The sequence below is a fragment of the Streptomyces sp. URMC 123 genome (assembly GCF_051386515.1).
Lineage (GTDB): Bacteria > Actinomycetota > Actinomycetes > Streptomycetales > Streptomycetaceae > Streptomyces.
The window spans coordinates 1-10,819 of sequence record NZ_JBPQTV010000218.1 but is presented as its reverse complement, the minus strand read 5'-3'; the positions used below and the strand labels follow the sequence as shown (position 1 = coordinate 10,819).

11 protein-coding genes are annotated in these 10,819 nt (G+C 71.4%); 8 read left to right on the top strand and 3 right to left on the bottom strand.

Going from position 1 to position 10,819, the window contains the following annotated elements:
* The 3 genes from ACSNOD_RS22120 to groL form a co-directional block, all read left to right on the top strand.
* Positions 1–840: polysaccharide deacetylase family protein (locus tag ACSNOD_RS22120; RefSeq protein ID WP_436768751.1), on the top strand; the 840-nt coding region annotated here is incomplete at its 5' end.
* A gap of 333 nt (positions 841–1,173) precedes the next feature.
* Positions 1,174–1,482, top strand: a complete 309-nt coding sequence (gene groES, locus ACSNOD_RS22115) for a co-chaperone GroES (protein ID WP_436768750.1) — start codon at positions 1,174–1,176, stop codon at positions 1,480–1,482.
* Between the two features lie 97 nt (positions 1,483–1,579).
* A complete protein-coding gene (groL, locus tag ACSNOD_RS22110) occupies positions 1,580–3,202 on the top strand; it encodes a chaperonin GroEL (protein ID WP_436768749.1) in 1,623 nt (540 codons plus the stop codon).
* Between the two features lie 80 nt (positions 3,203–3,282).
* Here groL and ACSNOD_RS22105 read toward each other — a convergent pair whose 3' ends face one another.
* Complete coding sequence (locus ACSNOD_RS22105) at positions 3,283–3,702, bottom strand: ester cyclase (RefSeq protein ID WP_436768748.1); 420 nt, start codon at positions 3,700–3,702, stop codon at positions 3,283–3,285.
* A gap of 64 nt (positions 3,703–3,766) precedes the next feature.
* Positions 3,767–4,540, bottom strand: coding sequence for an SDR family NAD(P)-dependent oxidoreductase (locus ACSNOD_RS22100; RefSeq protein WP_436768747.1), 774 nt, complete (start codon positions 4,538–4,540; stop codon positions 3,767–3,769).
* Positions 4,541–4,644: 104 nt separating this feature from the next.
* Here ACSNOD_RS22100 and ACSNOD_RS22095 point away from each other — a divergent pair, with 104 nt between their 5' ends.
* Positions 4,645–5,583 carry a LysR family transcriptional regulator gene (locus ACSNOD_RS22095; protein WP_436768752.1) on the top strand — a complete coding sequence of 313 codons (939 nt, stop codon included), beginning with the start codon at positions 4,645–4,647 and terminating at the stop codon, positions 5,581–5,583.
* A 22-nt stretch (positions 5,584–5,605) separates the two neighbouring features.
* On the opposite strand, the gene ACSNOD_RS22090 is transcribed toward ACSNOD_RS22095, so the two are convergent.
* The gene (locus ACSNOD_RS22090) at positions 5,606–5,911 is read right to left on the bottom strand and encodes a WhiB family transcriptional regulator (RefSeq protein WP_436768746.1); all 306 of its coding nucleotides are present in this window, start codon (positions 5,909–5,911) and stop codon (positions 5,606–5,608) included.
* A gap of 434 nt (positions 5,912–6,345) precedes the next feature.
* On the opposite strand from ACSNOD_RS22090, the gene ACSNOD_RS22085 reads away from it, so the two are divergent.
* The 4 genes from ACSNOD_RS22085 to ACSNOD_RS22070 all read left to right on the top strand — a co-directional run bounded on the left by ACSNOD_RS22085 (position 6,346) and on the right by ACSNOD_RS22070 (position 10,764).
* Positions 6,346–6,957 (top strand): response regulator transcription factor, encoded by a 612-nt coding sequence (locus tag ACSNOD_RS22085; protein ID WP_003948568.1) that lies wholly within the window; start codon positions 6,346–6,348, stop codon positions 6,955–6,957.
* 275 nt (positions 6,958–7,232) lie between these two features.
* Positions 7,233–7,835, top strand: a complete 603-nt coding sequence (locus ACSNOD_RS22080; protein ID WP_436768745.1) for a sigma-70 family RNA polymerase sigma factor — start codon at positions 7,233–7,235, stop codon at positions 7,833–7,835.
* A 171-nt stretch (positions 7,836–8,006) separates the two neighbouring features.
* Positions 8,007–9,509, top strand: a complete 1,503-nt coding sequence (gene guaB, locus ACSNOD_RS22075; protein ID WP_436768744.1) for an IMP dehydrogenase — start codon at positions 8,007–8,009, stop codon at positions 9,507–9,509.
* Between the two features lie 139 nt (positions 9,510–9,648).
* Positions 9,649–10,764: a GuaB3 family IMP dehydrogenase-related protein gene (locus tag ACSNOD_RS22070; RefSeq protein WP_436768743.1), complete on the top strand. Its 1,116-nt coding sequence runs from the start codon at positions 9,649–9,651 to the stop codon at positions 10,762–10,764.
* Positions 10,765–10,819 lie beyond the last annotated feature (55 nt).

The following is a 10,819-nucleotide window of genomic DNA, read 5'->3' as shown; positions in this document are numbered from 1 at the left end:
GGCCGAGTCCGAGCGGTACGAGATCGCCCGGCGCTGGGGCCTGGAGGAGCCGCCGTACCACCGGTCATCCGCTCCGCTCCCGCCCGCGCCCTCGCCGCGTACGCCGACCAGTTGTGGGCCGAGGCCGAGTCCGAGCGGTACGAGATCGCCCGGCGCTGGGGCCTGGAGGAGCCGCCGCTGCGCCCGCCCGCGCCGCCGATCGTCAAGCCGAGGCCGGCCACCGAGGAGGGGCTGTCCGTCGGTGACGGGCTGCCGCCGGTGATCACCCGGGTGCCCACCCACGACCGTGTCGTCTTCCTGACGATCGACGACGGCGCGGAGAAAGACCCGGAGCTGACCCGCATGATGCGGGAGCTGCGGGTGCCGTTCAGCGCCTTCCTCACCGACTACCTCGCGCGCGAGGACTACGGGTACTTCCGCGAGCAGCACCGGCTGGGCCTCGCCGGCATGCACAACCACACCCTCAACCACCACGACCTGCGCAAGCTGCCGTACGAGGACCAGCGCCACGAGATCTGCGAGCAGCAGCGGAACCTGCGGCTGGAGTTCGGCGAGTCGACGACGCTGTTCCGCCCGCCGTACGGCAGCTACGACGCGGACACCCTGCGCGCGGCGCGGTCCTGCGGGGTGCGGGTGGTGCCGCTCTGGGCCCAGGAGGCGTTCCCCGACCGGATCGAGTTCCGGAAGTCCCCGCCGGAGCTGCGGCCGGGCGACATCATCCTCACCCACTTCCGCGGCCGCGGGCAGTGGGGCGGCTCCATGACCGACATGGTGCGCAGGGTGCTGCGCACCGCCACCGAGCAGGGCTTCGCCGTCGCGCGGCTGGAGGACTACCTCTGAGGGCCCGGTCCCGCGGGGATCAGGGGTCCGGCCCCGCGGGGATCAGACCCCGGTTCACCGGGGATCAGGGGCCGGTTCACCGGGGGTCGGGGGCCGGCTCCCGGGGGAGCGATCAGGGGAACGACAGGCCGAGAGCCCGGCCCCGGCGGCGGACGCGTTGGCACTCTAGTTGACTGAGTGCTAACCGCGTCATAATGTCGGCGTTGGCACTCTCCAACAGGGAGTGCCAACGCAACGCGCGACGGGCAGATCCGGCACCCGCGACGACGGATCTTCTTGGTCGCCACCCCAGACATAAGACCCCGCGAGATCTCCGAAGGGGGAGGTCGGATCGTGACGACCGCCAGCTCCAAGGTTGCCATCAAGCCGCTCGAGGACCGCATTGTGGTCCAGCCGCTCGACGCCGAGCAGACCACGGCCTCGGGCCTGGTCATTCCGGACACGGCCAAGGAGAAGCCCCAGGAGGGCGTCGTCCTGGCCGTGGGCCCGGGCCGCTTCGAGGACGGCAACCGTCTTCCGCTCGACGTCCAGGTCGGTGACGTCGTGCTCTACAGCAAGTACGGCGGCACCGAGGTGAAGTACAACGGCGACGAGTACCTCGTCCTGTCGGCGCGCGACGTGCTCGCGATCGTCGAGAAGTAGTTCACCCCAGCTGCTGTTTGTGCTGCGCCCCTGGTTCCCGCGACATCCAAAGCCGGGCGCCGGGGCGCAGTTCGTTTGAGAGGACTGAAGAGCTCCCATGGCGAAGATCCTGAAGTTCGACGAGGACGCCCGTCGCGCCCTCGAGCGCGGCGTCAACAAGCTCGCCGACACCGTCAAGGTGACCATCGGCCCCAAGGGCCGCAACGTCGTCATCGACAAGAAGTTCGGCGCCCCGACCATCACCAACGACGGTGTCACGATCGCCCGTGAGATCGAGATCGAGGACCCGCACGAGAACCTCGGCGCCCAGCTGGTGAAGGAGGTGGCGACCAAGACCAACGACATCGCGGGTGACGGCACCACCACCGCCACCGTCCTGGCCCAGGCGCTGGTCCGCGAGGGTCTGCGCAACGTCGCCGCGGGTGCCTCCCCGGCCGCCCTCAAGAAGGGCATCGACGCCGCGGTCAAGGCCGTCTCCGACGAGCTGCTGGCGACCGCCCGCCCGATCGACTCCAAGTCGGACATCGCCGCCGTGGCCGCGCTCTCCGCGCAGGACAAGCAGGTCGGCGAGCTCATCGCCGAGGCGATGGACAAGGTCGGCAAGGACGGCGTCATCTCCGTCGAGGAGTCCAACACCTTCGGCCTGGAGCTCGACTTCACCGAGGGCATGGCCTTCGACAAGGGCTACCTCTCGCCGTACATGGTGACCGACCAGGAGCGCATGGAGGCCGTCCTCGACGACCCGTACATCCTGATCCACCAGGGCAAGATCTCCGCCATCGCCGACCTGCTGCCGCTGCTGGAGAAGGTCATCCAGGCCGGCGCCAGCAAGCCGCTGCTGATCATCGCCGAGGACGTCGAGGGCGAGGCGCTCTCCACCCTCGTGGTCAACAAGATCCGTGGCACCTTCAACGCCGTGGCCGTCAAGGCCCCCGGCTTCGGCGACCGCCGCAAGGCGATGCTCGGCGACATGGCCGCCCTCACCGGCGCCACCGTCGTCGCCGAGGAGGTCGGCCTCAAGCTCGACCAGGTCGGCCTGGACGTGCTCGGTTCCGCCCGCCGCGTGACCGTCACCAAGGACGACACCACCATCGTCGAGGGCGCCGGCAGCTCCGACGACGTGCAGGGCCGGATCAACCAGATCAAGGCCGAGATCGAGGCCACGGACTCCGACTGGGACCGCGAGAAGCTCCAGGAGCGCCTCGCGAAGCTGGCCGGCGGCGTGTGCGTGATCAAGGTCGGCGCCGCGACCGAGGTCGAGCTCAAGGAGAAGAAGCACCGTCTGGAGGACGCCATCTCCGCGACCCGCGCCGCGGTCGAGGAGGGCATCGTCTCCGGTGGTGGCTCCGCGCTCGTCCACGCCGTCAAGGTGCTCGAGGGCAACCTCGACAAGCAGGGCGACGAGGCCACCGGTGTGGCCGTCGTCCGCCGCGCCGCCGTCGAGCCGCTGCGCTGGATCGCCGAGAACGCCGGCCTCGAGGGCTACGTCATCACCTCCAAGGTGGCGGAGCTCGACAAGGGCCAGGGCTTCAACGCCGCGACCGGCGAGTACGGCGACCTGGTGAAGGCCGGCGTCATCGACCCGGTCAAGGTCACCCGCTCCGCGCTGGAGAACGCCGCGTCCATCGCCTCCCTGCTGCTCACCACCGAGACCCTCGTGGTGGAGAAGAAGGAGGAGGAGCCGGCCGACGCCGGTCACGGCCACGGCCACGCGCACTGACCCTCCGGTCAGGACCGCACTCACGCCGGTGCCCGGCCTCCCCGCGACGAGCGGGGGGCCGGGCACCGGCGTGTTCTGCGTCAGGTCTCCACCGCGCCGATCTGCTGGAACAGCCCCAGCGTGTCCCAGTTGAACCAGCCCTCCTCGATCCGCCCGTCGCGGAAGCGGAACAGCGTCATCCCGGTGATCGAGACCTCGGCGCCCGTGGGCGGCACGCCGAGGAACTCGCCCCGGTGGGTGCCCGTACAGCTCCAGCGGGTCAGCACCTCGTCCCCCTCCGCGATCTGGTCCTCGACCACGAACGTGAGGTCGAACGCCTCCCGGTTCTCGGCGACCTCCTGGCGCAGCGCCTCCGCGCCCCGCGTCTGCCGGTCCCCGTTGGCCGGGTCGTGGTCGCGGTAGTCGGCCGTGAACAGCTCGTCGATCACTTCCAGCCGCCCGCCGGAGAACGCCTCGTCGAAGAAGCGGCGGGCCGTGGCCTTGTTGGGCGTCGTCATCATGCCTCCCGACCATGGGGCGATACGTCCAGGTTAGTCCGGAATGCCCCATGAGAGCGCCGGCGGCTCAGCGCGGCCCGTACTTCCGGCCGGTCCGCGAGGTCACCCCGCTGAGCGCCCCGCGCGGCGCCAGCTTCAGCAGGCCGGCGAGCGCCTTGTACCGCGGGTCCGGGATGGAGAGCGTCCTGCCGCGCGCCAGGTCCCGCATCGCCTCCGCGACCAGCCGGTCCGCGTCCAGCCACAGCCACCCCGGCACATTGCCGGTGTCCATGCCGGCCCGCTGGTGGAACTCGGTCCGCACGAACCCGGGGCACAGCGCCATCATCCGCACCCCCGAGCCCGCCAGGTCCCGGGCCGCGCCCTGGGTGAACTGCACCACCCACGCCTTGCTGGCGCCGTACGTGCCGCGCGGCACGAACGCCGCGACCGAGGCGACGTTGACCACCCCGCCCCGCCGCCGCTCGCGCATCGCGGACGCCGCCGCGGCCGTGAGCCGCAGCACCGCCTCGCAGTGCACCTTCAGCATGGTCAGCTCGTCGGCCATCGGGACCTCCAGGAACTGCCCGCGATTGCCGAACCCGGCGTTGTTGACGAGCAGGTCGACCGGGTGGCGGGGGTCGGAGAGCCGGGCCTCCACCGAGGCGATCCCCTCCTCGGTCGACAGGTCCGCCGTGAGCACCTCGGCCTCGATCCGGTGCCGGTCGTGCAGCTCGGCCGCCTGCTCCCGCAGCCGCTCGGTGTCGCGCGCCACCAGCACCAGATTGTGGCCGTCCGCCGCCAGCCGACGGGCGAAGGCCGCCCCGATGCCCGCCGTCGCGCCCGTAATCAATGCAGTCGTCATGGGCGAACCGTAGTGCCCGGCGGGGTACGGGCGCGGGCCGGGCCCGATCAAAGCCGCGCCAAGGATTCGCGGCTCCGCTCAAACCGTCGCTTATCATGGAACGCGTGATCGAGGCCCGCCATCTCCGCGTGCTGCGCGCGGTCGCCGCCAGCGGTTCGTTCTCCGCCGCGGCGCGTGAACTGGGCTGCACCCAGCCCGCCGTCAGCCAGCAGATGAAGGCCCTGGAGCAGTCCACCGGCACCCCGCTGCTGATCCGCACCGGCCGCGAGATGCGGCTGACCCAGGCGGGCGAGGTCCTGGTCCGGCACGCCTCCGGCATCCTGGCCGGGCTCACCGCCGCCGAGGAGGAGGTCGCGGCCATCGCCGGGCTGCGCGCCGGGCGGGTCCGCCTGGTGTCCTTCGCCAGCGGCAGCTCCACCCTCGTGCCCGGCGCCCTCGCCGAGATGCGCGCCGCCCACCCCGCCACCCGGGTCTCGCTGGTGGAGGCCGAGCCGACACGCTCGGTGGAATTGCTCCGTTCGGGTGATTGTGACATCGCGCTGGCGTTCCGCTACCCCGAGGTGCGCGGGGCCGACCCGGCGGCGGACGCGAACTGGGACGATCTTGTGGTCCGCCCGCTGTTCACGGACCGGCTGATCGGGCTGGTGCCCGAGAACCACCGCTTCGGTTCCGCCGAACGGGTGGGGATCGAGGAGCTGGCGGAGGAGCCCTGGATCGCGGGCTGCCCGCGCTGCCGCCGTCATCTGGTGGAGGTGTGCGAGTCCGCCGGCTTCACCCCGCGGATCGACTTCGCGACCGACGACTACCCCGCGGTGATCGGCCTGGTCGGCGCGGGCCTCGGCGTCGCGGTGCTGCCCGAGCTCGCGCTGGAGTCGGTGCGCCACAAGGGGGCCGCGACGGTCCGCGTGGAGCCGGCCGTGCACCGGGAGATCGTCGCCCTGACCCTGCCGGACCTGGCCCGGGTGCCCGCGGTGGCCGCCATGCTCGACGAGCTGGCGCGGGCGGCGGCCCGGACGTTCCCCGGGCGGGGCGCTCCCGCGTAACGGCGCCGGCCGCGCCGGGCCGTCAGTTGCCCGACGCGGCGATCGCCCGGTGCCTGGCCCTGCCCATCAGCTCTTCCCGTTCGTCCTCCGTGAGGCCGCCCCACACGCCGTACGGCTCGCGCACGGCGAGGGCGTGGGCCGCGCACTCGGCCCGGACCGGGCACCGCATGCAGACCTCCTTCGCCGAGTTCTCGCGGGCGCTCCGCGCCGCCCCGCGTTCGCCTTCGGGGTGGAAGAACAGCGAGCTGTCGACGCCCCGGCAGGCGGCCAGGAGCTGCCAGTCCCAGAGGTCGGCGTTGGGACCGGGGAGGCGGGAGAAATCTGCCATTGCTAACCCCTTCGGAAGCTCGAGACCGTACGGGCTCGCTGGCTCGGAAGTGTGTTCAGCGTGGATGGACTGCCCATGACCGTACATCTGCTGTGTAAGTAGATGTAAATATGACTCATTGCGAATCTAGCCTCAGACACCATCACAGAGGAAGAAAAGCCGCCAAACAGGGCAAAGAGTGACTCGTTGGACGGTTGACGCGCTGTGACTGTCGGGTAGGCGTTTCGTCACGTAGAGTGTCGAAGGTGTGGGGTCACCCGCGCTCGAGGGACGGATACGGCCCCGTAACTCTTTCGGGTGACCGTCGTTGAGAGTGCGGAGGCGGTTGACGCAACAAGTACTCGGGCGCTTGTCCGAGGCGGTCGACCGCTCAGGTGACGATTCGTACCAGCCTGGAGGCTCAAGGTGACGCGCATCAGCTGCGGAGGACGGCCATGACATCCGTCCTCGTCTGCGACGACTCCCCGCTTGCCCGAGAGGCGCTCCGCCGCGCGGTCGCGACCGTGCCCGGCGTCGAGCGCGTGACGACGGCGGCCAACGGCGAGGAAGTCCTCCGCCGCTGGGGCGCCGACCGTTCGGACCTGATTCTGATGGACGTACGCATGCCCGGTCTCGGCGGGGTCGAGACCGTGCGCCGACTGCTCTCCGCCGACCCCGGGGCGCGCATCATCATGCTCACCGTCGCGGAGGACCTCGACGGGGTGGCGCTCGCGGTGGCCGCCGGCGCCCGCGGCTATCTGCACAAGGACGCCTCGCGCGCCGAACTGCGGGCCACGGTCACCCAGGCCCTCGCCGACCCCACCTGGCGGCTGGCCCCGCGCCGGCTGCGGTCCGCCGAGATGGGCGCCGCTCCCACCCTCACCGCGCGCGAGATCCAGGTGCTCGAGGGGATGAGCCACGGCCGGTCGAACGCCGAGATCGGCCGGGAGCTCTTCCTCTCCGAGGACACGGTCAAGACGCACGCCCGCCGGCTGTTCAAGAAGCTGGGTGCCTCGGACCGGGCGCACGCCGTCGCGCTCGGTTTCCGCTGGGGCCTGGTCCGCTAGGCCGATCGGGTGCTGTGCGGCGGGGGAGTGGAGGGCCCCGCCCGCTCTGGGGCGGGCGGGGCGGAACACGAGGCGGTACACGGGTGCGCCGGCTCGTTGTGTTGGTTTCCCGCGCGCTGCCGCATCCTTGAGGTATGGAGTTCCTCGGGGACGGCTCGGCCGGGAGTAAGGGGAGGGCGCACGACATGACAGCGGGCGCACCTGCTCATAACGCTTCGGTGCACAACTACGGACGCGGTGCCACGGATCGCCGGGCGCCAAGGCACCATGGACCGATGCGCGACGACGAGCCCCAGAGTGCCCCGATGGCCTCGGGCCCCGGGGAGATCGGCGCGCTCGTCCACCGCGCGGCGGAGGGCGACGAGCGGGCCACGCACGATCTGCTGGCCCATGTGCACCCGCTGGCCCTGCGCTACTGCCGCACCAGGCTGTCGCGGCTGCCCGGGGACGCCCGGCACTTCGTGGACGACCTGGCGCAGGAGGTCTGCCTGGCGGTGCTGTGCGCGCTGCCGCGCTATCGGGACACGGGCCGGCCCTTCGAGGCCTTCGTCTTCGCCATCGCCGCCCACAAGGTCGCCGATCTCCAGCGCGCCGCCATGCGGCACCCCGGCAGCACGGCCGTGCCCTCCGACGAGATGCCGGAGCAGCCGGACGACTCCCTGGGGCCGGAGGAGCGCGCGCTGCTGAGCAGTGACGCCGAGTGGGCCAAGAAGCTGTTGGCCAATCTGCCGGAGAACCAGCGGGAGCTCGTGCTGCTGCGGGTCGCGGTGGGGCTGACCGCCGAGGAGACCGGGCAGATGCTCGGCATGTCGCCCGGGGCGGTGCGGGTCGCCCAGCACCGGGCGCTGAGCAGACTCCGGGCGCTCGCCGAACAGTGACGGCCCCCCGCCGGGTGCCCGTCGTCGGCGGCCCCGCTCCCGGAGGTTCGATCGCCGAAGATCTTGGAGGAAAGTCCAAGTGACGCGGGCCTCAGCGCTCGTGGGTTGGGACACCTGAGAAGCCCGTTAGCATGGGAGTCCGCGCCGGGCAAGAGCATTGGGGAAGGTGTCATGACTGACAACGTCGACGGAATGCCCGAGAAATTCGCGATGCTCGGGCTGACCTACGACGACGTACTGCTGCTGCCGGGCGCCTCCGAGGTGCTCCCGAACGCGGTCGACACCTCGTCGCGGGTCTCCCGCAACGTACGAGTGAACATCCCGCTGCTGTCCGCCGCCATGGACAAGGTCACCGAGTCCCGGATGGCCATCGCCATGGCCCGCCAGGGCGGCGTCGGAGTGCTGCACCGCAATCTCTCGATCGAGGACCAGGCCAACCAGGTCGACCTGGTCAAGCGGTCCGAGTCCGGCATGGTGACCGACCCGATCACGGTCCGGCCCGACGCCACGCTCCGCGAGGCCGACGAGCTGTGCGCCAAGTTCCGCATCAGCGGCGTCCCGGTCACCGACCCCGCCGGCAGGCTGCTGGGCATCGTCACCAATCGCGACATGGCCTTCGAGCTCGACCGCACCCGTCAGGTGCGCGAGGTCATGACCCCGATGCCGCTGGTCACCGGCAAGGTCGGGATCTCCGGCGAGGACGCCATGCAGCTGCTCCGCCGGCACAAGATCGAGAAGCTGCCGCTCGTCGACGACCAGGGCGTGCTCAAGGGCCTGATCACGGTCAAGGACTTCGTCAAGGCCGAGCAGTACCCCAACGCCGCCAAGGACGCCGAGGGCCGGCTGATCGTCGGCGCGGCCGTGGGCGTGGGCGACGAGGCGTACGACCGGGCCCAGGCGCTGGTCGAGGTCGGCGCCGACTTCCTGGTCGTGGACAGTGCCCATGGCCACAGCCGGGGCATCCTCGACATGATCGCCAAGATCAAGTCGAACATCACCGTCGACGTGGTCGGCGGCAACGTCGCCACCCGGGACGGTGCCCAGGCGCTGATCGACGCCGGTGTGGACGGCGTCAAGGTCGGCGTCGGCCCCGGCTCCATCTGCACCACCCGGGTCGTGGCGGGCATCGGCGTACCGCAGGTGACGGCGATCTTCGAGGCCGCCAAGGCCTGTGGCCCGGCCGGGGTGCCGCTCATCGGCGACGGCGGCCTCCAGTACTCCGGCGACATCGCCAAGGCGATCGCGGCCGGCGCCGACACGGTGATGCTCGGCTCGCTGCTCGCGGGCTGCGAGGAGTCGCCGGGCGAGATGGTCTTCATCAACGGCAAGCAGTTCAAGTCGTACCGCGGCATGGGCTCGCTGGGCGCCATGCAGTCGCGCGGCCAGGCCCGCTCCTTCTCCAAGGACCGCTACTTCCAGGACAACGTCCTCTCCGAGGACAAGCTCGTCCCCGAGGGCATCGAGGGCCAGGTGCCCTACCGCGGCCCGCTGGCGTCCGTGGCGCACCAGCTCATCGGCGGCCTGCGCGCCTCCATGGGCTACGTCGGCTCGGCCGATGTGCAGGAGCTGAAGGACAAGGGCCGGTTCGTCCGGATCACCGCGGCGGGCCTCAAGGAGAGCCACCCGCACGACATCCAGATGACGGTCGAGGCGCCGAACTACTCCCGGCGCTGACCGGCCCGGCGACGGGCGTCCGCCCCGGTGGTCCGGTCGTTCCGGGCCGCCGGGGCGGACGTGTGCGGCGGTCCCGCCCTGCCCACTCCGGGCGGTCGGGGATACTGGGTGGGGTAGACCGTAGGAAAGGGCCACACACGTGACTGAGATCGAGATCGGGCGCGGCAAGCGCGGCCGCAAGGCGTACGCGTTCGACGACATCGCCGTTGTCCCCTCCCGGCGCACCCGGGACCCCAAGGAGGTCTCGATCGCCTGGCAGATCGACGCCTACCGCTTCGAGCTGCCGTTCCTCGCGGCCCCCATGGACTCCGTGGTCTCGCCGCAGACCGCGATCCGCATCGGTGAGCTGGGCGGCCTCGGCGTGCTCAACCTCGAGGGGCTGTGGACCCGGTACGAGGACCCGGAGCCGCTGCTGGCCGAGATCGCCGAGCTGGACGAGCGCACCGCCACCCGCCGGATGCAGGAGATCTACGCCGCGCCGATCAAGGAGGAGCTGATCGGGCAGCGGATCAAGGAGGTCCGCGACTCCGGTGTCGTGACCGCCGCCGCGCTCTCCCCGCAGCGCACGGCGCAGTTCTCCAAGGCCGTGGTCGACGCCGGCGTCGACATCTTCGTGATCCGCGGCACGACGGTCTCCGCCGAGCACGTCTCCGGCGCGGCCGAGCCGCTGAACCTGAAGCAGTTCATCTACGAGCTGGACGTGCCGGTGATCGTCGGTGGCTGCGCCACCTACACCGCGGCGCTCCACCTGATGCGCACCGGCGCGGCCGGCGTCCTGGTCGGCTTCGGCGGCGGCGCGGCGCACACCACCCGCAACGTGCTGGGCATCCAGGTGCCGATGGCCACGGCCGTGGCCGATGTGGCCGCCGCCCGCCGGGACTACATGGACGAGTCCGGCGGCCGCTATGTGCACGTCATCGCCGACGGCGGAGTGGGCTACAGCGGCGATCTGGCCAAGGCGATCGCCTGTGGCGCGGACGCGGTGATGATGGGCTCGCCGCTGGCGCGCGCCACGGACGCGCCCGGCCGCGGTCACCACTGGGGCATGGAGGCCGTGCACGAGGACGTGCCGCGCGGCAAGCGGATGAACCTGGGCGCCGTGGGCACCACCGAGGAGATCCTGCTGGGCCCCTCGCACACCACGGACGGGTCCATGAACCTCTTCGGCGCGCTGCGCCGGGCCATGGCCACCACGGGCTACAGCGAGCTCAAGGAGTTCCAGCGGGTCGAGGTCACGGTCGCGCCCTCGCGCTGACCCGCCCCCCCCGCAGGGCCCCGCGCCGACCGACGGCCCCCCCCCCCCCCCCCCG

Coding starts and splice junctions, on each gene's coding strand:
- groL (WP_436768749.1), top strand. CDS start 1,580: ATGGCGAAGATCCTGAAGTTCGACGAGGACGCCCGTCGCGCCCTCGAG.
- ACSNOD_RS22105 (WP_436768748.1), bottom strand. CDS start 3,702: ATGATGACGACGCCCAACAAGGCCACGGCCCGCCGCTTCTTCGACGAG.
- ACSNOD_RS22100 (WP_436768747.1), bottom strand. CDS start 4,540: ATGACGACTGCATTGATTACGGGCGCGACGGCGGGCATCGGGGCGGCC.
- ACSNOD_RS22090 (WP_436768746.1), bottom strand. CDS start 5,911: ATGGCAGATTTCTCCCGCCTCCCCGGTCCCAACGCCGACCTCTGGGAC.
- ACSNOD_RS22085 (WP_003948568.1), top strand. CDS start 6,346: ATGACATCCGTCCTCGTCTGCGACGACTCCCCGCTTGCCCGAGAGGCG.
- ACSNOD_RS22080 (WP_436768745.1), top strand. CDS start 7,233: ATGCGCGACGACGAGCCCCAGAGTGCCCCGATGGCCTCGGGCCCCGGG.
- guaB (WP_436768744.1), top strand. CDS start 8,007: ATGACTGACAACGTCGACGGAATGCCCGAGAAATTCGCGATGCTCGGG.